At 68.8% G+C, this 20,628-nt stretch carries 19 protein-coding genes; 13 read left to right on the forward strand and 6 right to left on the reverse strand.

Translation table 11 applies throughout. The features are described 5' to 3' along the window. Positions 1 to 7: 7 nt before the first annotated feature. A complete protein-coding gene (locus tag VEC57_04605; GenBank protein ID HYB98396.1) occupies positions 8 to 1,438 on the reverse strand; it encodes an FAD-linked oxidase C-terminal domain-containing protein in 1,431 nt (476 codons plus the stop codon). A 126-nt stretch (positions 1,439 to 1,564) separates the two neighbouring features. Here VEC57_04605 and VEC57_04610 point away from each other — a divergent pair, with 126 nt between their 5' ends. Next, a complete protein-coding gene (locus VEC57_04610; protein ID HYB98397.1) occupies positions 1,565 to 2,686 on the forward strand; it encodes an alanine--glyoxylate aminotransferase family protein in 1,122 nt (373 codons plus the stop codon). A 178-nt stretch (positions 2,687 to 2,864) separates the two neighbouring features. After that, on the forward strand, positions 2,865 to 4,799 hold the full coding sequence (locus VEC57_04615; protein HYB98398.1) for an ATP-binding protein: 1,935 nt from the start codon (positions 2,865 to 2,867) through the stop codon (positions 4,797 to 4,799). A gap of 49 nt (positions 4,800 to 4,848) precedes the next feature. Here VEC57_04615 and VEC57_04620 read toward each other — a convergent pair whose 3' ends face one another. Both VEC57_04620 and VEC57_04625 read right to left on the reverse strand, forming a co-directional pair. Beyond that, the gene (locus tag VEC57_04620; protein HYB98399.1) at positions 4,849 to 5,853 is read right to left on the reverse strand and encodes a beta-propeller fold lactonase family protein; all 1,005 of its coding nucleotides are present in this window, start codon (positions 5,851 to 5,853) and stop codon (positions 4,849 to 4,851) included. Between the two features lie 21 nt (positions 5,854 to 5,874). Further along, on the reverse strand, positions 5,875 to 6,858 hold the full coding sequence (locus tag VEC57_04625) for an LLM class flavin-dependent oxidoreductase (protein ID HYB98400.1): 984 nt from the start codon (positions 6,856 to 6,858) through the stop codon (positions 5,875 to 5,877). A gap of 113 nt (positions 6,859 to 6,971) precedes the next feature. On the opposite strand from VEC57_04625, the gene VEC57_04630 reads away from it, so the two are divergent. The 9 genes from VEC57_04630 (at position 6,972) to VEC57_04670 (ending at position 15,213) form a co-directional block, all read left to right on the forward strand. After that, positions 6,972 to 8,102, forward strand: a complete 1,131-nt coding sequence (locus VEC57_04630) for an MltA domain-containing protein (protein HYB98401.1) — start codon at positions 6,972 to 6,974, stop codon at positions 8,100 to 8,102. Between the two features lie 61 nt (positions 8,103 to 8,163). Continuing rightward, positions 8,164 to 8,820: a TetR/AcrR family transcriptional regulator gene (locus VEC57_04635; protein HYB98402.1), complete on the forward strand. Its 657-nt coding sequence runs from the start codon at positions 8,164 to 8,166 to the stop codon at positions 8,818 to 8,820. 9 nt (positions 8,821 to 8,829) lie between these two features. Next, on the forward strand, positions 8,830 to 9,906 hold the full coding sequence (locus VEC57_04640; protein HYB98403.1) for a ferritin-like domain-containing protein: 1,077 nt from the start codon (positions 8,830 to 8,832) through the stop codon (positions 9,904 to 9,906). 126 nt (positions 9,907 to 10,032) lie between these two features. After that, entirely contained in the window at positions 10,033 to 11,466 is a 1,434-nt protein-coding gene (locus VEC57_04645) for an aspartate aminotransferase family protein (protein ID HYB98404.1), read from the forward strand. Positions 11,467 to 11,563: 97 nt separating this feature from the next. Next, positions 11,564 to 12,820, forward strand: a complete 1,257-nt coding sequence (locus tag VEC57_04650; protein ID HYB98405.1) for an amine dehydrogenase large subunit — start codon at positions 11,564 to 11,566, stop codon at positions 12,818 to 12,820. 7 nt (positions 12,821 to 12,827) lie between these two features. Next, a complete protein-coding gene (locus tag VEC57_04655) occupies positions 12,828 to 13,361 on the forward strand; it encodes a MauE/DoxX family redox-associated membrane protein (GenBank protein ID HYB98406.1) in 534 nt (177 codons plus the stop codon). Next, on the forward strand, positions 13,358 to 13,972 hold the full coding sequence (gene mauD, locus VEC57_04660) for a methylamine dehydrogenase accessory protein MauD (GenBank protein ID HYB98407.1): 615 nt from the start codon (positions 13,358 to 13,360) through the stop codon (positions 13,970 to 13,972). The genes VEC57_04655 and mauD overlap by 4 nt, the downstream gene beginning before the upstream one ends. A gap of 1 nt (position 13,973) precedes the next feature. Then, positions 13,974 to 14,528, forward strand: a complete 555-nt coding sequence (locus VEC57_04665; GenBank protein HYB98408.1) for a methylamine dehydrogenase light chain — start codon at positions 13,974 to 13,976, stop codon at positions 14,526 to 14,528. Between the two features lie 19 nt (positions 14,529 to 14,547). Then, entirely contained in the window at positions 14,548 to 15,213 is a 666-nt protein-coding gene (locus tag VEC57_04670; GenBank protein HYB98409.1) for a hypothetical protein, read from the forward strand. Between the two features lie 20 nt (positions 15,214 to 15,233). Here VEC57_04670 and VEC57_04675 read toward each other — a convergent pair whose 3' ends face one another. After that, entirely contained in the window at positions 15,234 to 16,316 is a 1,083-nt protein-coding gene (locus VEC57_04675) for an MBL fold metallo-hydrolase (protein ID HYB98410.1), read from the reverse strand. A 39-nt stretch (positions 16,317 to 16,355) separates the two neighbouring features. Next, positions 16,356 to 17,162, reverse strand: coding sequence for an SDR family NAD(P)-dependent oxidoreductase (locus VEC57_04680; protein ID HYB98411.1), 807 nt, complete (start codon positions 17,160 to 17,162; stop codon positions 16,356 to 16,358). Between the two features lie 128 nt (positions 17,163 to 17,290). On the opposite strand from VEC57_04680, the gene VEC57_04685 reads away from it, so the two are divergent. Both VEC57_04685 and VEC57_04690 read left to right on the forward strand, forming a co-directional pair. Further along, a complete protein-coding gene (locus VEC57_04685; GenBank protein HYB98412.1) occupies positions 17,291 to 18,154 on the forward strand; it encodes an alpha/beta hydrolase in 864 nt (287 codons plus the stop codon). Between the two features lie 4 nt (positions 18,155 to 18,158). Continuing rightward, positions 18,159 to 18,872 (forward strand): hypothetical protein, encoded by a 714-nt coding sequence (locus tag VEC57_04690; protein ID HYB98413.1) that lies wholly within the window; start codon positions 18,159 to 18,161, stop codon positions 18,870 to 18,872. Positions 18,873 to 18,902: 30 nt separating this feature from the next. On the opposite strand, the gene VEC57_04695 is transcribed toward VEC57_04690, so the two are convergent. Continuing rightward, a complete protein-coding gene (locus VEC57_04695; protein HYB98414.1) occupies positions 18,903 to 20,447 on the reverse strand; it encodes a mechanosensitive ion channel family protein in 1,545 nt (514 codons plus the stop codon). Positions 20,448 to 20,628 lie beyond the last annotated feature (181 nt).

Genomic DNA, 20,628 nt, shown 5'->3' on the forward strand with positions numbered 1-20,628 from the left:
CGCGCGATCACCCGCCGCCTCGCGGTCGCGGCCGCACCACCTCGATGCATCCGCGATCGGTGGGAACGACCTTTTGCGGGTTGCACAGGCCGCGCGGATTGAATGCGTCGCGCACGTCGGCCATCGCCGCCATCGTCTCGGGACTGAAGGCGACGCCCATCAGCCCGAGCTTCTCCACGCCGATGCCATGCTCGCCGGTGATGGAGCCTCCCAGCTGCAGGCACGCCGACAGGATCTCGTTGCCGGCCTCGATGACTCGCTCGACTTCGCCGGGCTTGCTCTCGTCGTAGAGGATGAGCGGGTGGATGTTGCCGTCGCCGGCATGCATGAGATTGGCGATGCGCAGCCGGTAGCGCGAGGCGATCTCCGAGACGATCGCCACGATCTCGGGCAGGCGGCTGCGCGGCACCACGCCGTCCTGCGTGCAGTAGCTCGGCGTCAGACGGCCCATCGCTCCGAACGCGCGCTTGCGCGACTTCCACAGCAGCGCGCGCTCGGCGTCGTCGGCCGCGCGGCGCACTTCTTTGGCTCCATTCGCGACACACGCCGCGCTGACGCGCTCGGACAGCTCATCCAATCCCGCAGTCAGGCCGTCCAGCTCGATCAGCAGCACCGCGCCGGCATCGGTGGGAAAGCCGAAGTGGTATGCCGCCTCCACCGCCGCGATCACCAGATCGTCCATCATCTCGAGCGCTGCCGGCACGATGCCGGCAGCGATGATGGCGGAGACCGCGCGGCTGGCATCGGCCACGCTCGAGAACACCGCCAGCAGCGTCGTCACCGACTCGGGCTTCCGGAGCAGGCGAACGCGCGCCGCCGTGACCAGGCCGAGCGTGCCTTCGCTGCCGGTGACCAGACCGACCAGGTCATAGCCGGGCGCGTCGCCGCCGCGGTCCAGCCACACCATGCGACCGTCGGGCAGCACCAGCTCGAGCGCGAGCAGATGATTGACCGTCACGCCGTACTTGAGCGTGTGCGGGCCGCCCGAGTTCTCCGCCACGTTGCCGCCGATGGTGCACGCCGACTGGCTCGATGGGTCGGGCGCGTAGTAGTAGCCCTCGCCTTCCACCGCGCGCGTGACCTCCAGATTCACGACGCCTGCTTCCACTTCGGCGACGCAGTTGGCGAGGTCGATGCCGCGGATGCGCTTCATGCGGCTGGTGCCGATCATCACCGGCGCCTCCACGGGCAGGCATCCGCCGCTGACGCCGGTGCCGGCGCCGCGCGGCACGTAGGGAATTCCTGCTTCGGCGAGAAGGCGCACCACGCGCGCGGTCTGCTCCGCCGTCTCCGGAAGGACGACGAGCTGCGGCGCCGCCTTCTCGAGCGTGTATCCATCGCACTCGTAGACCTTGAGCGAGGCTCGGCCGTCGACGATGCCGCGCTCGCCGACGATGGCACGCAGTCTGGAGGCGATGTTCTTGTCGAGCGGCATCATCGGCTCCTATAGCGGGCCCAGCGGTGCGGCGGTAGCTGCGTGTCCGTTGGATTGCGCCTGCGACCACGCTACTGCTCGCGTATGACCCCTCCTCCTCCTCGTCTGCTCCTCGGTCCTGGACCTTCCATGGTCAATTCACGCGTGTACGCCGCGTTGTCGCGCCCGCTGGTCGGGCACCTGGACCCATACTTCCTGACCGTGCTCGATCAGGTGCAGGACGGCCTGCGCAGGATCTTCGGGACCAGCAACACGATGACCCTGCCGATCTCGGGAACGGGCTCGGCGGGCATGGAGGCGTGCTTTGCCAATCTCGTCGAGCAGGACGACGAGGTGGTGATCGGCGTCAATGGCGTGTTCGGCACGCGCATGGCCGAAGTGGCCACGCGCCTCGGCGCCCGCGTGGAGAGAGCCGAGGCGGAATGGGGGCGCATCGTCGAGCCCGACCAGATCGCCGCGGCGATCGGCCGCTGCAGCAATCCCAAGATCGTCGCCGTCGTCCACGCCGAGACATCCACCGGCGCGTGGCAGCCGCTGCACGAGATCAGCCGCCTGGCGCGCGCGGCCGGAGCGTTACTGCTGGTGGACTGCGTCACGTCGCTCGGCGGTTGCCCGGTCGAGATCGACGATCTGTGTATCGATGCCGCCTACAGCGGCACGCAAAAATGCCTGAGCTGCCCGCCGGGGCTGTCGCCGGTGACGCTGAGCGAGCGTGCGATGGAGGCGGTGCGCGCGCGCAAGAGCCGGCCGCGCAGCTGGTACCTCGATCTCGGCCTTATCGGCGCGTACTTCGGCGAGCAGCGTCTGTATCACCACACGGCGCCGGTCTCGATGGTCTATGCGCTGGCCGAGGCCGTGGCCATCGTGCTGGAGGAAGGGCTGGAGGATCGTTACGTCCGGCACGAGCGGAATCACCAGGCGCTGATGGCAGGGCTCGCGCGGCTCGGCCTGCAGGCGGCTGCGCAGGAAGGCCACCGCCTCTGGATGCTGAACAGCGTGCGTGTGCCCGAAGGCATCGCCGAGGCGGCCGTGCGAAAGCGGCTGCTGCTCGATCACGGAATCGAGATCGGCGCGGGCCTGGGGCCGCTCGCCGGAAAGACCTGGCGCATCGGGCTCATGGGCGAGTCGAGCCGGCCGGCCAATGTGCGACGCCTGCTGCTGGCCCTGGAGTCGGAGCTGAGGCGGGAGGGCATCGCTGCGCCCCCGGGTGAGGCTGTCGAAGCGGCCGACGCCGTCTACGCACAGGGTTAGCCCGCGGGCGGCTCGTTTGGCCGATCCGTTTTCGCCTCGGCCCCGGCCGCCGGCGCCGCAGGGGCTGGCACCTCGGGCCGCGTTTCGTACCACCCGTATTGCTGGCGCAGGGAGGCTGCGCCAATGTTCAAGAGCTTTCTCCATGCCAGCCTCGAATCGACACCGGTATGCGACGGCGATGCTTGCCGTGGCTACGGCCGCGCTCATTCGATGGCTGCTGACCCCTCTGCTGGGGTACGGTCTGCCCTACGTCACGTTCTACTTCGCAACCATTGCCGCCGCATGGGTCGGGGGCATCTATCCCGGTCTCTTGTCGGTCGCGCTTGGAGCCTTGCTCGGCGCCGCCTTCTTCACGGCTCCTGATTTCTCGTTCACTTCCACGGATCCCGCCAATCAGATCGAGGCCATCCGTCTGGTCGTCTTCATCCTGGCCGGTACCGTCATCAGTGTGCTCAGCGGCTGGCTGCACTCGTCCGTTCGCGCTGCCGAGCTGCGAGCGCAGGACGCGGAAGCGAGCCGGCAGCGGTTGCAGGAGGAAGTGGAGAACCGTCGTCGGGCCGAGCAGGAAGCGCGCGACCAGCGCGAGACGCTGCGTCTGGCCATCGCCAACGTCGACGACGGCGTCATCGCCACCGACACGCAAGGGCTCGTCACGCTGATCAATGGAGCGGCCGAGTCGCTGATCGGGCGAAAGGCCGCCGATGTGATCGGCAAGCCGGTGGAATCGATTTTTCTGACGGTCAACGAGACCACGCGCCGGCGCGCGGAGAATCCGGTGGTGCGGGCGCTGAGGGAAGGCGGGACCGTAACCGCCGGTGCCGACAACATTCTCGTTCGCAGGGACGGAAGCGAGCGCGCCATCGAGGAAAGCGCTTCGCCCATGCGTGATGGCAGCGGGCGCGTCACCGGCTGCCTCATGGTCTTCCGGGACATCACGGAGCGCCGCAAGCACGAGAGCATGATTCGTGAGGGCGAACGCAAGAAATCGCAGTTCCTGGCCACGCTGGCGCACGAGCTTCGCAACCCGCTGGCCCCGCTGTCGAATTCGCTCGAGGTCATGAAGCGTGCCGAGGGCGACATGGCGATGATGCGGCAGATTCACGCCACCATGGACCGGCAGGTTTCGCATCTGGTGCGCCTCGTGGACGATTTGATGGACACGAGCAGGATCAACCGCGGGCGGCTGCAGCTACGCAAGCGGGTAGTCGAAGTCTCCTCTGTCGTGCAGCAGGCGGTCGAGGCGTGCCGGCAGCTTGCCGAATGTTCGCAGATCGAGGTCGAGGTCGCTCTTCCCGACGAACAGATTCTTCTCGAAGGCGATCCCGTTCGACTGGTACAAATCTTCACCAATCTGCTAAACAACGCGTGCAAGTTCAGTCAGACGCGCGGGCGCATCTGGGTGAAAGCCGAGAAGCATGGCGATGACCAGGTCATCATCAGCGTCAGGGACGCGGGCGCCGGCATCGATCCGGAGATGCTCGATCAGGTCTTCGACATGTTCGTGCAGGCCGACAGCTCGCTCGAGCGGACCAAGCAAGGTCTCGGCATCGGATTGACGCTGGTGAAGCAGCTCGTCGAGATGCATGGTGGAAGCGTCGAGGCTCGCAGCGAAGGCATTGGAAGGGGCAGCGAGTTCCTCGTGCGACTGCCCGCATTGACGGGACGGAGCGAGCGCTCGTCATCGGAGGCCGTAGAGTCGATGGAACAGTCATCCAACAATGCACGCCGCCGCATCCTGATCGTCGACGACAATCAGGACTCCACGGAAAGCCTGGCGATGCTCCTCAAGCTGAAGGGCAACGAAACGCATACCGCGTTCGATGGCGTGCAGGCGGTGCAGACGGCCGAGGCCGTCCGCCCTGATCTGATCCTCATGGACATCGGTATGCCCAAGCTCAACGGCTACGACGCCGCCCGCCGCATCCGCCAGGAGCCGTGGGGGAAGAACCTGGTGCTCATCGCCCTGACGGGCTGGGGGCAGCAGGAGGATCTCGAGAAATCGCGTCAGGCCGGCTTCGACGGGCACCTCGTCAAACCGGTGGCACCGACCACGCTGATGGAGCTGCTCGCCACGCTGCCGAAGATCGGCGGCACGCATTCCTCGATCAGCTGATTCCTCACGGCCGCACCGTCCGCCGGTGCGGCGAAGCGCCGGACGAAACTCAGTCGATGAGCGCGAGTCCCCACGGCTTGCTGCCGGCGGGGATTCGGGCACTGACCTTTGCGCTGCCCACGTCGATGACCGACACGTCGTTGGAAGGTCCGTTGGCCGTGTAGATCGTGCTTCCGTCCGAGGAGACGGCGATGCCCCATGGCCTCTCGCCTGCTTCGACGCTCCCGATCACGGCGTTGGTGGCGACGTCGATGGTGACCACCGCCTTGCTGCGGCCGGTGGAGACGTGGACGCGGCGGCCGTCGCGCGAGGCCACGATGCCCATCGGCCGCATTCCCGGCTCGAGCGCGAGCACCTGCGCGGGACGATCCAGCCGCGTGTCGATGATCGCGACCGAGGCTCCGTTCTCCGCAGTTACGTACGCGCGCGTGCCGTCGGGCAGGAATGCGATCGAGCGCGGCCTGGGCGGCACCGCCACGGCCGCAACCACCGCCGCCGTCTGCGCGTCGATGGCCGTGACCTTGTTGTCCGCTTCGGCGGTGACGTAGACGTGGCGACCGTCGGGGCTGACGGCAACGCCCTCGGGCTCTTCGCCGACGGGCGCGCTGGCGATCACGCGCGCCGACTCCACATCGACGACGCTCAGCACGCCGGCATCTTCGTTGGCGACGTAGATGCGCGTGCCGTCGCGGCCGACCGCGACCTGCTCGGGGTCGGATCCGCCCGGCAGCACGCGAACGACCTCGAGCCGCGCGACGTCGACCACCGCAATTCCGTCGGCGCTCTTGTCCGGCGGTGGCAGCGCCTTCTCGTCCACGCCCGGAGGCGCGGCCGGCGACCCGCTCAGTGCCACGAACAGCCAGCGGCGGTCGGGGCTGACCGCGATTCCCCGCGGCCGCTTGCCGAGTGCGACACGTGCGACCTCTCTCCTGCTGGCCGTGTCGATGACCGACAGGTCACCCGACTCCTCGTTGGTGACGAACAGGCGCTGCGCCGGCGCCGCCGCAGGCAACGCCAGCAGCGCCGCCACCGCGATCCATGAAACGACGGTCATGCCGGAGCGTCCGCCGCGGCCTCAGACTTCGGGCGCAATCTGGCGCGCAAATCTCTCCATCAGGCCTTCGGAAGCCCGCGCCGAGAGCACGTAGTGCCGGACGCCCCACTCGCGCTTGCGCCGGCGCAGCTCGGTCACGCATTCCTCGACAGTGCCGATCAGCGTGATGGGCATGCGGCGGACCTCGGCCGCTTCCAGCCCGAACAGACCTCCCAGCATGCCAGCGAAGCCGTCGGCGTCCGAGGGCGAGTCCGTCACCATGGCCGTGAAGATCGTGGACGACAGCTCGATCGCGTCCGGATCGCGGCCGGCGGCGCGTGCCTCGGCGCGAAGGAACTCGGCACGCTCATGGAACGCCGCATCGGTCGTCTTGGCGACCTCCGCACGATCGATGGTGCCGGCCTTGCCCGTATCGACGCCGATGTTCACCATGTCGGCGTGGCGTGCGGCGATGCGAAGCAGGCCTTTGCCGCCTCCGCCGAGCATGACGGGCGGATGCGGCTTGCGGACCGGCTTGGGCACGTGGATGGCGTCTCGCAGATGATAGAACTCGCCGTCGACCGTCGCGCGCTCCTGCGTCCACAACGCCTTGATGGCGACGATGGACTCTTCGAGCATGCGCAGGCGCGGTTTCACGTCGGGAAACGGCGCTCCCATCATCTCGAACTCCGCTCGCGTCCAGCCCGAGCCGAGACCGAGGATCGCGCGGCCGCCGCTGATGTGGTCGAGCGTGGTGATGGCCTGCGCCATCGTGCCCGGGTGTCGGAACAGATTGCAGTGCACGAGCGCGCCGATGCGGGCGCTGCTGGTGACGGCGGCAAGCGCCCCCAGCATCGTCGTTGCCTCCCACGACGCCGTCTGGTCGTCGAGGCCCGCGCCGCCCTGGTGCTCGAGCGCCCAGTGATCGGGAAGGTAGATGGCGCTGTAGCCGAGCTCTTCGGCCTGGCGCGCCGTGGCCAGCATCTGCGAGGCAGGAAGTCCGACGAGGGAAATGCCGACGTCCATGCTGGTGCTCCGTATCGGGCAGGATGCGGCTACTTTGTCCGTCGAGTTCGCGGGGTCAACTTGCCGCGAATGGCGGCGCGCGTGCAAGACGCGCGGTGAAAGGATCGGCAACGATGCGCAGCGGCGGCGCTGCTCGCACGCTGGCACTGCTGGCAAGCCTCGCCTTCGGCTGCAGCCATTGCGCGAACGAGCGGCCGCCGTTCTCGGCCTCGTTTCACGCACGAGCGACGCCTGCCGCCACCGATGACGGCAGCATGCACGATCTGCTCGCGGCGGCACGCGCCACGCGTGCCAGGCTCCAAGCCGGTGGCGACGGATCCGCGCGCAACGCAGCGCTGGCGGCGCAGGCCGCCGCGGTGGAGCGCGCGGCCCGGCGCGGCCCGCAGCGGCTCGCGCGCTTCCTGCAGGATCGCTGCCGCTGGTTCGCGGCCGAGGAGCCGGCCAAGATCACCGCCTACTACGAGCCGCTCCTGCAGGCCCGCCGCCAGCGCGACGACCGCTTCCGTTATCCGCTCTACGCGATGCCCGGCACGGCGGTGCTGGCTGCGCTCGAGAGGCGGCTGGGACATCCGCCGCGGCGCGCCGACATCGACGGCGCCGACGCGCTCTCGGGGCTGGGGCTCGAGGTGGCGTGGCTGGACGACCCGGTCGCACGGTTTTTCCTGCACGTGCAGGGCTCCGGACGGTTGCAGCTCGAGGACGGCAGCGTGCTTCGTGCCGCCTACGCGGGAAACAACGGCGCCGGTTACCGCAGCGTCGGAAGCATCATGCTGGAGCGCGGGCTGCTGCAGCCCGGCAATGCCTCGGCGCCGGCGATGCGTGCGTGGCTGGCGGCGCATGCCGATGCGCGCGATGCGCTGCTGTTCGAGAACCCGCGCTACATCTTCTTCCGTCTGCTCGATCGCGACGGCGACGGGGCGCAGGGGCCGGTCGGCGCGTTCGGAGTGCCGCTGACACCGGAACGCTCGGTGGCCACCGATCCGGTCCACGTCGCCGGCGGCAATCTTCTCCACATCCGCTCGCGCAGGCCGCGCACCGGCGAGGACGGCACTCCGACCCGATGGGAAGCGTTCGAGCGCATCGTCTTCAGTCACGATGCTGGCGCGGCCATCCAGGGACCCTCGCGGGTGGACGTGTTCTGGGGAACGGGTGAGGCCGCAGGCACGGAGGCCGGGCACATGAACGAGAGCGGGCAGGTGCACGTGCTGCTCTGCGGCCGCGCGCGCAGGATGACGCCCAACTGACCGTCGCCACGGCTTGACAGCCGACCGACCGGTCGGTTAAACGTGACCGAACGGACGGTCGATGGCGCAGGCGGCACCCAGACAGCAGGAATCCCGGGACAAGATCCTCGACTGCGCCGAGCCGCTGTTCGCGCGGCGAGGCTTCGCCGGCATCGGCCTGGCCGAGGTCGCCGAGCAGGCGGGCCTGTCCAAGTCCTCGCTGTTTCACCACTTCGCCAGCAAGGCGCAGCTGTATGCGGCGGTCATGGCGCGCATCCTCGACCGCATCGAGGCCGACCTGGTCCGCGCGCTCGCCGATGGCGGCAGCCCCGTGCAGCGCCTCGAACGCTGGCTCGACGTGGTCAACGACGTGCTAGCGGCCCATCCGACGTACGCGCGTCTGCTGTTGCGCTCGCTGTTCGAGGACGACGAGCTCAACGGCGCGCTGCCCGAAGAGCAGGCGGTCAACGCGACGATCGAGCGCATCATCGCCGCCATCGACCGGCTGCTGCGCGAAGGCATAGAGGCTGGCGTGTTCCGGCCCGTCAACGTGCCGCACACCGTGCACAGCATCATCGGCATGATCGTATTCCACTTCGCGTCCGGCGAGCTCGGCGAGGAGCTGCTCGGAAGCGATCCGTTCTCCACCAGCGAGGTGCGCAGGCGCAAGACCGAGGTCAAGAACCTGCTGCGCCACGGGCTCGTCGTCCCGACGCTGAAGGTCGCGCCCAGCCACTGAGGAGCTCCCATGGAAACCATTCTTTCCCATCGCCGTCGCAAGCTCGGGGACTTTGAAGTCGTCGATTTCGTGGACGAAGCCGAGATCTCCGCCCTGCGAAGCCAGATTGACGTCAGCGTGCCGCTCGAGCTGCACTGGACCTGGGACTACGGCAGCCAGGTCGAGGAGCTGCGGGCCCTGTACGAGCGCGGCAAGAAGGGCCAGTGGAACGCCGAGGAAGACATCGACTGGTCGATGCCTATGCCGCGCGATCAGTGGTTCATGGCCAAGGAGGGCGGCGCGCTGCTGCCTTCGGTGCTCCACTCGGCGGGTGCATCCGACGACGTCTGTCGCGAGGCCGCCTGGGACGAGTTCTCGCACCTGATCTCGCAGCTCCTGCACGGCGAGCAGGCCGCGCTGCAGCTGTGCGGCCAGCTGGTCAACACGTGCCCGACGATGGACCAGAAATGGTACGCCGGCTCGCAGGTCATCGACGAGGTCCGCCACGTCGAAGTCTTCGCCAAGTTCCTGCAGCGCAAGATGGGCGTGATCCATCCGATCGATCCGACGCTCAAGGTGCTGCTGGACAAGCTCCTGGCGGCGCCGACGTGGAAGACCAAGGTTCTCGGCATGCAGACGCTGTTCGAGGGCATGGCGGTGGGCATCATGGACCTGGTCAAGCGTTCGACGACCAGCCCGCTCGTCGCCGACATCATCACGCGCGTGCATCAGGACGAGGCCCGGCATGCGGCATTCGGCATCCTGTCGATGCGGCGGATCGTCAGGGAGTCGTCGACCGAAGAGATGGCCGAGATGGAGGACTTCGCCTTCAACGTGCTGGAGACGCTCAACGCGAACCAGCAGCTCGACATGCTGCACGTGTTCGGCCCCAAGTACGGCCTGGATCCCGACAGCACGGTGCAGATGATGCACTCCTACGACGGCTGGGGGTTCTTCAACAGCGAGCCGTTCATGCACACGGTGATCCCGAACCTGAAGCGGCTCGGCCTGATCACCGAGCGCACCGAGCACAAATACCGCGAACGCGGCATCATCCACGGCGACAAGCTCGACTTCGGACGCGACCCGCTGCCGCTGGCCAGCTGACGCGCAACGGCGACGGCACCAACGCTCAGCACGACGGGCGCGCAGGACGCGCCGCCGCGCTGGCGTGCCGGCGGCGCGCAAGGCACAACACCGCTGCGGCGGCCGCCGCTGAGCGGGAGGAATCGAATGTCTGGAGTTCTACAGCGCAGGGGCGTTGCCGCCGCCGAAGTCATCGCCGAGCTGGACGAGCGAGCAGCCGGCGACGCGGACTGGCGCACCGGCAAGATGCTGATGGGCCTGTACGATCCCGGGCCCGGGGCGCACGAGGTGGCGCTGGCCGCGTACACGCGCTTCCTCGCGCAGAACGCGCTGTACATCAACATGTACCCCAGCATCGCGCGCATGGAGCAGGAGGTGGTGGCATCCGTTGCCGACCTGCTGCGCAGCGATGGGGAGGTCGTCGGCAACATCACCAGCGGCGGGACCGAGAGCATCCTGATGGCGGTGAAGGCCTCGCGCGACTGGGCGCGCGCGAACCGGCCGCACATCACGCAGCCGCGGATCGTCGTGCCGATCACTGCCCATCCCGCCTTCCACAAGGCTGCGCATTACCTGGGGCTGCGCGTCGTCGTGACGCCGGTGGACACGACGGGTTTTCGCGCCGACCTGGAAGCGTTCGAGAAGGCGCTCGGCCCCGACGTCATTCTGGCCGTCGGCTCGGCGCCCAATTTCTCGCACGGCACGATCGATCCCATCGCGCGCATGGCGGCGGCGGCCCGTGAGCGCGGCGTGCTCTTCCACGTCGACGGCTGCGTCGGCGGCATCTACCTCTCGGTAATGCGTCGGATGGGCGAGAAGCTGCCCGACTTCGACTTCTCCGTCGAGGGCGTCACCTCGATCTCGGCGGACCTGCACAAGTACGGCTATTCGCCCAAGAACGCGTCGGTGGTCCTGTACCGCAACCGCGATCTGCGGCGTCATGCGATCTTCGTATGCTCGGGCACGACCGAGTATGCCGTCATCAATCCGACCGCGCAGAGCAGCCGCACCGGCGGCCCGGTCGCGGCGGCGTGGGCCATTCTCAAGCATCTGGGCGAAGAGGGCTTCCAGCAGATCGTGCGGGATTCGCAGGCCGCCACCATGCGCATGCTCGAAGGCATCGAGGAGATCGACGGCATCCACGTGCTCGGCGACCCGGAGATGTGCATGTTCACGCTGGCATCGGATGAGGTGAACATCTTCGAGGTCGACGACGAGATGCGCGAGCGCGGGTGGCGCCTGCTGCCCCAGTTCGCATGCGGCGGCGGGCCCGCCAACCTCCACGTCGGCATCAGCCACGGGAACGTGCCGCACACCGAGCAGTTCCTGACCGACCTTGCCGATGTCGTCGGGAATCTCCGGCGCAGCGGGTCGTCGCTGGACCGCAGCGAGCTGGCGGCGGCAGTGGCCGAGGTCAGGGACGCGCCGCTCGAGGCGATCCTCATGCGCATCGCCCCACTGGCCGGCCTGAGCGGCCCGGACCTGCCGCGGCGGATGGCCGCCCTCAACACGATGCTCGATCTGCTTCCCGCTGCCCGCCGCGACGAGCTGCTGACGGCCTACGTGAACATGACCACCTGAGCTGGCACGACCGCGCCCGCAGCCGCGGCAATGGCCTGCGCCGGTGCGTGCGTGTTATAGCCTTCCAACCGTCCGCGACGAGGCGCTCATGCGACCGATGCGACATCTCCTCCGCGCAACGACACCGGCGGCTCTGACGGCCGCTGCGCTCGTCTTCTCCGTCGCCGCCGCCCGGGCCGAACTGCGAGGCGAGGAAGTCGGCATGGTGCGCCAGCTGCCTGCCACGCCGGCCCCGCACTGGTTCTGGATCAGCGACATCCTCCTGCATCGCACGGCACTCTTCGACGGCGACAGCGGACAGCTCCTCGGCACCATCAGCTCGGGCACGGCCGGCATCGGCTTCGTCATCTTTCCGCTGTTCGGCCACCGGCGCGGCGAGATCTATCTCGCCGAGACGTACTGGTCGCGGGGCGTGCGCGGCGACCGCACCGACGTCGTGACCGTCTACGACGCGCGCACGCTGCTGCCGAAGGCGGAGATACCGATCCCGCCCAAGCGCGGAGAGTACTTTCCCGGCAACGCCTCCAACGCCCTCAGCGACGACGAGCGCTTCATGGCCGTGCTCAACATCACGCCGGCAACCTCCGTCAGCATCGTCGACCTGGAGCAGCGCAAGCACACGGTGGAGATCGATACGCCCGGCTGCAGCCTGCTGTTCTCGGCCGGCCCGCGGCGCTTCTTCCTGCTGTGCGCCGACGGCGGCGCGATGGTGATCCACCTCGACGAGCAGGGCGGCGAGGCGGGCATCGAGCGCACCGAGCGCGTCTTCGATGCGCAGAAGGATCCGCTGACGGAGAAGGCCGTGCGCCGCGGCAACGAATGGATCTTCGTCTCCTACGACGGCGTCATCCACACCGTCAACGTCGGCGGCGGCAAGCTCCAGTTCGGCAATCCGTGGCCGCTGCTCGGCGACGCCGACCGCGAGGAGTCCTGGCGGATCGGCGGCCTGCAGCATCTGGCCGTGCACGGTGCCTCGGGCCGTCTGTTCGCGCTCATGCACCAGGGCCCGCGCGACACCCATAAGGACCCCGGCACCGAGGTCTGGGTCTACGACATGGCCACGCAGCGGCGCACGGCGCGCCTGGAGCTGCCGAGCCCGCTGGTCACCTTCGTGGCCGAGCAGTCCAAGCTCGGCCACGAGAGCACGATCGACCGTTTCACACGCTGGCTGCTCGGCGCCGCCTTGCCGAACCCCGGCATCGAGCGGATCCTGGTGACGCAGGACGAGGACCCTGTCCTCATCGTCTCCAGCGGCTATCCACCCACCATCAGCGTGCTCGATGCCGATACCGGCGAGCTGCGGCGCGAGATCTCCGAGCCGGGCATCGGCTTCAGCCTGCTGTTCGCTCCGTGAAGCGGTGATGGACGTCGCGATTGTCATTGCGCTGCGTCTTGCGCTGGCGGTGCTGCTGGCGGCCGCCGCGTTGCACAAGCTGCGCGACGTGGCGCGCTTTCGCCTGACGCTGCAGTCCTACGACGTGCTGCCGGCACCCTTCCTGAACGTTGCCGCCTGGCTGCTCCTTGCCGCCGAGGCCGCTGCTGCCGCGTGGCTGATGTCCGGCCTCGCCGCCGGCGCCGCAGGAGCCGCCGTTGCCGCCTTGATGCTCACGTACGCCGTCGCCATCGCGATCAACCTCCGGCGCGGCCGAACCGACATCGACTGCGGGTGCGCCGGCCCGGCTGCGCGCATTCCGCTCAGCGCGGCGCTCGTCGTGCGGAACATCCTGGTTGCCGCCGGCGCGCTGCTGCTTGCGCTGCCCGTAGCAGCGCGGCCGCTTCACTGGATCGATGCGCTGACGGTGAGCGGCGCCCTGGCAGCGCTGTGCGCCTGCTGGCTCGCCAGCGAGCGCATGCTCGCGCTGGCGCCGGCGCTCTCGCGCCTGAGGCACGCATGACCTCGGCGCTCGTCGCATCGGTCGTCGTCCTGTGGGTCGCCGTGCTGGTGCTGGCTGCGGTGGTGTTCGCGCTGGCGCGGCAGATCGGAGTCCTCTACGAGCGCGTCGCGCCGGCAGGCGCCCTGGTCATCGGCAAGGGCCCGGTGGTGGGCGAGGAGTCGCCGGTCGTGCGAGTGCTGCGCCTGGACGGCGCCACCGAGATGCTCGGCGGCGCCAGCCCCGACGGACGCAGCACGCTGGTGTTCTTCCTTTCGCCGACGTGTCCCGTGTGCAAGGCGCTGCTGCCGTCGCTGCGGTCGATCGCGCGCGCGGAGTCTTCCTGGCTGCGCGTGGTGCTGGCCAGCGACGGCCCGCGTGACGAGCACGCCTCGTTCGTGGCGCGCGAGAGGCTCGGCGACTTTCCCTACGTCCTCTCGGCGCAGCTCGGCCTGACGCATCAGGTGTCGAAGCTGCCGTACGCCATCCTTCTCGACGGCGCCGGCGTGCTGCGCGCGCGCGGCCTCGTCAACACGCGCGAGCATCTGGAGAGCCTGTTCGAGGCGAGCGAGCAGGGCGTGGCGACGATTCAGGAGCTGCTGCGGCGCGAGCGAGAAACGGTTAAGGTGGCATGACATGAGCACGGACCGACGCTGGATCGATTCACTGGTCGAGGGCGCCTCGCGACAGCTGGCCAGGCGCACGTCGCGACGCAGCTTTCTGGCCCGCCTGGGCGGCGTGCTCGTGGGCGGCGCTGCGTTCCCGCTGCTGCCGGTCGAGCGTGCGGCCGCCGAAGAGCCGCGCGCGCCCGCGCCCGACGAGAGCAGGCTCGAGGGGGAGGTCGGCGATCCTTCGAACTGCGACTACTGGCGCTACTGCGGAATCCACGGCTACCTGTGCCAGTGCTGCGGCGGCTCGCCCAATACGTGCCCGCCGGGAACGGAGATGTCGCCGGTGACCTGGATCGGCACCTGCCGCAATCCGGGCGACGGAAAGGAATACGTCATCTCCTACAACGACTGCTGCGGCGCATCGCTGTGCGGACGCTGCCTGTGCACCCACACCGACGGCGAGCAGCCTGTCTATCAGACGTTTCGCAACAACGACCTTCTTTGGTGCTTCGACACCAAGAGCCGCGCGGTGCACTGCAGCGTGGCCGTGGTGGCCGGCCTTGCGACCAAACCGAGCTGAGAGCGCGCTCGACGCCGCCATGGGGGCGCCGGTGAACAGCCGCGCCGCCCCCTGCACGGCAAGCCTGGGCGGCGTCCGTCCGGCCAGCCAGGCCGCCGCGGCCTGCACGGCGGGCCTGCGCGGCGTCCGTCCGGCCGGCCAGGCCGCCGCGGCCTGCACGGCGGGCCTGCGCAGCGTCCGGCCGTCGGTGCGCGCCGCGGCGGCGTGCGTGCTGGCGGCGGCCGCGCTGGCCGTGTCGGAGGCGGCTCCGGCGCACGCGCAGCGTGTGACGCTGGCGCCTGCGTCGGTGCGCGACGTGTGGGCGCAGCCGAGCGACATCGGCCTGGGCACCGCCGGCGATGCCGAGCTCGACTACGTTCTCCACTGCCAGGGCTGCCATCGCGCCGACGGCGGCGGCACGCCCGGGGCCGTCCCGCAGCTTGCCGACCACGTCGCGGTGTTTCTGCGATCGGCGGCGGGGCGCGAGTACCTCGCGCGCGTGCCCGGCGTGGCCATGTCCACGCTGGATGATGCGGCGCTGGCGGCGTTGCTGAACTGGCTCGTGGTGCGCTTCGATCCGCGTGGCGTTCCCGCCGGCTTCGTTCCGTACACCGCCGCCGAGGTGGCGCGGCTGCGGCAAAGCCCGCTCGTGCGCGTCACCGAAACACGTGCCGCGCTGCTTCGCGACGATCGACCGAATCCGTAGTCAGGCTGCCGCGCGCCGGCTCAGTCCATCATCGAGGTGCGGATTTCCTTGCCGGCAAGCGGCAGCTCGACCACGAGGCCGTCGCGCGCCAGCTCGACGCCTTCGCTGCGAGCGTCGGCCACGCCGCGCAGGAAGATCGTCTCGGGCACGCCGTGCGGCGGCGGCGGCGTCAGGTGATAGAGCACCAGCAGACGCACGGCGGCGTCATTGGCGACGTGCGCCGCCTCCACCGGGCTGGTGTGGTAGTCGGGAATGTCGCCGAAGACCTTGGCAAGCCGCGGCGCGCCCAGATCGGCCGAGGCCTGCCGCAGGATGTCGACCATGAAGTTGGCCTGCGCTTCGTGCGCGAGAACGTCCGCCTCGCGCGCCACGTCGATGAGATTGTCGTTGCGGATGGTGTCGCCGCTGACGACGAGCGAGCGGCCCCGGTAGTCGAAGCGATAGCCGACGGCAGGCCGGATGGGCTCGTGGGCGACGTTGAACGCCGTGACGCGAAGATCGCCGTCCTCCAGCACCACGCTGCGCCAGCGCGGGTCGTCGCCGGCCTGGAAACGCACCTCCTGCATCCGCCCGCGCGCCGGCGGCATGAAGTCGGCGCCGTGATGTGCGGCGCGGTAGCCGATGTCGAGCGCGTAGGCTTCGTTGAAGCCGGCGACTACGCGCTCGACGCCCTGCGGCCCGATGATGCGGAGAGGGTCGGCGCGGCCCGCCACCCACGTCTGCAGGTTCACCTCGCCCAGCTCGCCGATGTGGTCCGAGTGAAAGTGCGTCAGGAACACGCCGCCGACGCGCTCGCCGGGGATGCGCCACATCGCCATGTTCTCCCAGGAGCCGGGGCCGGCATCGACGAGATAGAAGCGGCCGCCGGCGATGACGGCGATGCACGGACCGCCGCGTTCGCGGCTGGGAAGCGGCGAGGCGCTGCCGCACACGATCATGCGCAACGCATCGTCGGCGAAGAGATGTTCCACCGGCCGTGCGATCTGCGCGCGCGCCATGCGCTCGATGAGCCGGTCCTGCATGGCCGGCGAGCGCAACGCCACGACCACCATCACTGCGAGACAGACCAGCACGGCGGCAAGCACGAGAAGCGCCCGTTTCATGATGATTCCCCTCTCGACCGGCCCGGCTCGCGCGACCGCTCACCAGGCCACGTAACCACCATCGACCGGAACCGTCGCACCGGTGACGTACGTCGTTGCCGGTGCAGCCAGGAAGATGCACGCCGTTCGCAGCTCGCCCGTGCGGCCGATGCGGCCCATCGGATTGGCCGAGGCCATGCGTTCCTCGATGCCGCCGCGCTCCAGGCTCTCGTGCGTCATCTCGCTCGGAAACCACGCCGGCGCGATCGCATTGACGGTGATGCCGTCCTTCGCCCACTCGACCGCCAGCTGCCGCGTCAGGTTCTCGGCGCCGCCCTTGCTCGCCGCGTAGCTCGCCACGCGAAACAGCGAGCTGCCCAGCCGCGCGAAGATCGAGGTGATGTTGATGATGCGCCCGCCGCTGCCTGCTCGCCGCATCTGCTCGGCGGCCAGCAGGCTGCACTGGAACAGCGCGCTCAGATTGAGCGCCAGCGTGCGGTCCCAATCCTGCGGCCACTGCTTCTCGGCTTTTCCGGTCGGGGCGACTCCGGCATTGTTGACGAGCGCCCAGATCGGCCCGAGATCGTCGGCAACGCGGGCGAACGCCACCGGCACGGCATCGCGGTCGGTGAGATCGGCGTCGACCGCGATCGCCCTGTTGCCGTACCGGCGCGAAAGCTCTGCGGCGACCGCCGCCAGCCGCTCGCCTCGGCGGGCGAGCAAGGCGACATCGGCGCCTGCACAAGCCAGGGCGTCTGCCAGCTCGAGGCCGAGCCCGGCCGATGCGCCGGTGACCACGGCCACGCGGCCTTCCAAAGAGAAAAGGGCATCGAGCGATGACGGTGGAACAGGGATGGCATCGGCCACGGCGAGGCAACCTACCCGAGCGCGCGACGGGCCGCGAATGGCAGGGATGTCCCGGCAACTTGCACCTCCGGCAGGCGGCTGCGACAACGAAAGCCTCGCAGGCCTTCATGGCGGAGCCCTCCCAACAAATGTCTGCGCCGCGGCACGAGCGTCTTCGCGTCGGCAAGCTGTGGATCAACGTGACGGACTGGGGCGGCGCCGGTCCTGCGATCTTCTTCGCGCATCCCACGGGTTTCCTCGGCGCGGTGTGGAAGCCGATCCTGCATCGCCTGCAGGCACTCGACGTGCAGGCGCGCCTGATTACGTATGATCAGCGCGGTCACGGCCTGTCCTCCAAGCCCGACAACGACTACGACTGGGCCCGCTTCGTCGACGATACCGAGGCCGTCATGGACCAGCTCGGCCTCGAGCACGTGCTGGGCGTCGGGCATTCGGCCGGGGCCACGACGCTGGCCGGGGTGGCAGCCGCCAATGGTCGGCGGCTGCGGCGCCTGGTCATGATCGATCCCGTGCTGTTTCATCCCGAGCTGGTGCGGCTGATGGCCGAGGCGGGCGTCAATCCGATGTCGGCGCGGACGCGCACGCGCCGCACCGTCTGGCAATCGCGGGAAGAAATGTTCTGCTCGTTCCGGAAGCGCGAGCCCTACGACACCTGGACCGAGGAGGCGCTGCGCGCGTACGTGGAGGAGGGGACGTTCGAGCGGCCCGACGGTGAGATCGAGCTGCTGTGCCCGGCGCGCGTCGAAGGTCACATCTACGCGGCCGCCTCCGGCTTCGACGGCTACGGTGCTCTGGCGCGGCTGCGCATTCCGATCCTGCTGCTGCGCGGCCAGTCCAGCACCACGCTCGACGAAGAGCGGGCGCGGCGCGTGCTCGAGGTCGCGCCGCAGGCGCGGCTGGTGACCGTGCCCGGAACCACGCATTTCATTCCGATGGAGAAGCCGGCCGAGGTCGCGCGTCTGATCAAGGCCGAGTACGAAGCGAGGGGTTGAGACCGTGGAACGACACGACTCCGCTCCGTCCTTCGCGCAGCTGACCTTTGGCTGGGCCGTCCATTTCTACACCGCCTTCGGCGCGGTGCTCGGGTTCCTCGCGCTGTGGGCGGCGTTTCAGCAGGACTACACCGAGGTCTTCTGGCTGCTGGCGGTGGCTTTGCTGATCGATGCGACCGACGGGACGTTCGCGCGGCGCGCGCGCGTCAAACAGGTGGTGCCGTGGATCAACGGCGAGATGCTCGACAACATCGTCGACTATCTCACCTACGTCGTGGTGCCGGTGGCGATCTTCGTCCAGCCGGGAATCCTGCCGAATGGAACGCAGTCGCTCGCGCTCCTGGTGCTGCTGGCGAGCTGCTACGGCTTCTCTCGCACGGACGCCAAGGGCTTCGTCGAGCATTACTTCCAGGGTTTCCCGTCCTACTGGAACGTGGTGGCGTTCTATTACGTCATTCTGGAGACCCATCCGGCGTTCAACCTGGCGCTGCTGATGGTGTTCGTCGCGCTCGTGTTCGTGCCCATGCGCTGGCTGTACCCGAGCCGCATGGAACGCTTCCGCGCGCAGGCCCTGATCCTCGGCGCGGTCTGGGCAGTCATGGGGCTGATCCTGATCTGGCAGATGCCCGAGCCATCGAAGGCGCTCGGATGGATCTCACTCTTCTATCCGATCTACTACACGGTGATGTCGGTCCGATATCACTTCAGCTCCGAGTAGCGTTCGCGACGCCGGCCAAGACCAGGCAGGTCATTCCTCGGACATTCCGAAGAAGCGGCGGATGCTGCGCAGGATGGCGGCGTGGGTGGAGGCCGTCTTCTGTCCGACGGTGCCCAGGTCGGAGGTCGTGAGGCGTTCGGCGGTGTTGCGGGCGTGGCGCTCGACGACTTCGCTCAAGCCTTCCAGGATGCCGATGTCGGCCGACAGGATCGGTGCGAGCGCCTCCTTGTCGACGATCACCACCTCGATGTCGGTCTCGGCAATCACGGAGGCGCTGCGCGGTGCACCGGTCAGCAGGCTCATTTCGCCGAAGAACGCTCCGGCGTCGAGGACGTCGAGCACGGTCGGCGACAGGCCCGTTCCGGAACGCGCGGCGGCATCGGCCGGTGCATCGGCGATCACCTCCACGCGGGCCCTGCCGCTGCGCAGCACGAACAGCGAGTTGCCGAGGTCTCCCTGCTTCACCAGCACCTCGCCCGGTCCGTAACGGTGCAGCGTGGCGCCGTGGACCAGCTCCTGGATCTGCGCATCGTCGAGCGGCGAGAACAGGTCGAGCGGCCGCAGCACCTCGAAGATCTCGCGCTGGTGCCTGCGCGCGCGCTCGGCATCGTCGTCGGGTGCCAGCGTGCGCATCGTGATCTGCCGCAGCGGCACAGGAATGTGGATCTGGCAGCGGCGCAGCTCGTACCAGATGCGCGACAGCACGTCGTCCGTGATCTGGTTGACGCGCGCGAAGTCCATGATCCAGAAGCGCACGTCGTATTGAACCGCGAAGTCCCCGAACGACAGTACCAGCGCTTCGATCGGCGGCTCGGGCACCACACCGGTTGCCGCCGCCGCGGCACGCGTAAGCGCCTCCTTGACCGTTCCCGGCGGATGCTCGTAGCCGACGCCCACCGTCACGTGCAGCCGCTGCAACGGCGTGGGCCGCGTGAAATTGGAGATCTCGCTCTTGGCGACGATGGCGTTGGGGATGATGATGTCGTCGCTGTCGCGCGTTCGGATGCTGAGCGTGCGCCAGTTCAGCTGCGTGACGTAGCCTTCGCGACCGCCCACCATGACCCAGTCGCCCACGGTGAACGGCCGCTCCACCTGCAGGGCCAGCCCGGCGATCAGGTTGCCGAGGATGTCCTGCAGGGCCAGACCGATGATCGCCGACACCACCGTCGACGTGACCAGCAGCCCCGTCAGCGAAACGCCGAAGACGAACTTCAGCAGCAGGAGGCCGACTGCCAGCAATGCCAGCAGGTCGAACACGTCCACGAGCAGGCGCGGCACGAACACGCCGCGGCGGCGGTCGAGCAGGAACGTCCAAAGCAGCAGGTCGATGAGCTGAAGAACGGTGTCGGCGGCGAACAGGACGGCCAGGGCAAGCAGGATCTGGAGCGGCAGCGGCTGCTCGACGATTCCCGAGCCCGCGAGCAGCGCGTAGGCGCAGCCGGTCCAAGTGGCGAGGACCGCCGAGAAACGCAGCCTCCCCACGGGCCCGAAGCGTCGCAGCGCGCGCGCCATCAGGCCGACGACGAGGCCGAGAGCGAACGCGAGCGCAGCGCGGAGCAGGAGATCGCTGTTCATGTGCAGGAGGGCCTGCCGCAGCCGGCACGGCCGTCTCCAAAGTAGGCCGGGCGCTACGCGGGAGGAAGGGACATTGCCCGTCGGACTGCGGGTCGAGGCCGCTCGTCGCAAGGCTCCGCAAGGCCATCGCCTACGCCGGCGCCCGTGGCGGCGGCCGCCTTGTGAAGGATCGGCGTCCGGT

It is taken from the genome of Candidatus Limnocylindrales bacterium, from assembly GCA_035626395.1.
Classification (GTDB): domain Bacteria; phylum Desulfobacterota; class Binatia; order UBA1149; family CAITLU01; genus DASPNH01.

Bases quoted from the DNA above. Each gene is read 5' to 3' on its own strand.
- VEC57_04605 (HYB98396.1), bottom strand. From the start codon at position 1,438: ATGATGCCGCTCGACAAGAACATCGCCTCCAGACTGCGTGCCATCGTC.
- VEC57_04610 (HYB98397.1), top strand. From the start codon at position 1,565: ATGGTCAATTCACGCGTGTACGCCGCGTTGTCGCGCCCGCTGGTCGGG.
- VEC57_04615 (HYB98398.1), top strand. From the start codon at position 2,865: ATGCTTGCCGTGGCTACGGCCGCGCTCATTCGATGGCTGCTGACCCCT.
- VEC57_04620 (HYB98399.1), bottom strand. From the start codon at position 5,853: ATGACCGTCGTTTCATGGATCGCGGTGGCGGCGCTGCTGGCGTTGCCT.
- VEC57_04625 (HYB98400.1), bottom strand. From the start codon at position 6,858: ATGGACGTCGGCATTTCCCTCGTCGGACTTCCTGCCTCGCAGATGCTG.
- VEC57_04630 (HYB98401.1), top strand. From the start codon at position 6,972: ATGCGCAGCGGCGGCGCTGCTCGCACGCTGGCACTGCTGGCAAGCCTC.
- VEC57_04635 (HYB98402.1), top strand. From the start codon at position 8,164: ATGGCGCAGGCGGCACCCAGACAGCAGGAATCCCGGGACAAGATCCTC.
- VEC57_04640 (HYB98403.1), top strand. From the start codon at position 8,830: ATGGAAACCATTCTTTCCCATCGCCGTCGCAAGCTCGGGGACTTTGAA.
- VEC57_04645 (HYB98404.1), top strand. From the start codon at position 10,033: ATGTCTGGAGTTCTACAGCGCAGGGGCGTTGCCGCCGCCGAAGTCATC.
- VEC57_04650 (HYB98405.1), top strand. From the start codon at position 11,564: ATGCGACATCTCCTCCGCGCAACGACACCGGCGGCTCTGACGGCCGCT.
- VEC57_04655 (HYB98406.1), top strand. From the start codon at position 12,828: ATGGACGTCGCGATTGTCATTGCGCTGCGTCTTGCGCTGGCGGTGCTG.
- mauD (HYB98407.1), top strand. From the start codon at position 13,358: ATGACCTCGGCGCTCGTCGCATCGGTCGTCGTCCTGTGGGTCGCCGTG.
- VEC57_04665 (HYB98408.1), top strand. From the start codon at position 13,974: ATGAGCACGGACCGACGCTGGATCGATTCACTGGTCGAGGGCGCCTCG.
- VEC57_04670 (HYB98409.1), top strand. From the start codon at position 14,548: ATGGGGGCGCCGGTGAACAGCCGCGCCGCCCCCTGCACGGCAAGCCTG.
- VEC57_04675 (HYB98410.1), bottom strand. From the start codon at position 16,316: ATGAAACGGGCGCTTCTCGTGCTTGCCGCCGTGCTGGTCTGTCTCGCA.
- VEC57_04685 (HYB98412.1), top strand. From the start codon at position 17,291: ATGTCTGCGCCGCGGCACGAGCGTCTTCGCGTCGGCAAGCTGTGGATC.
- VEC57_04695 (HYB98414.1), bottom strand. From the start codon at position 20,447: ATGAACAGCGATCTCCTGCTCCGCGCTGCGCTCGCGTTCGCTCTCGGC.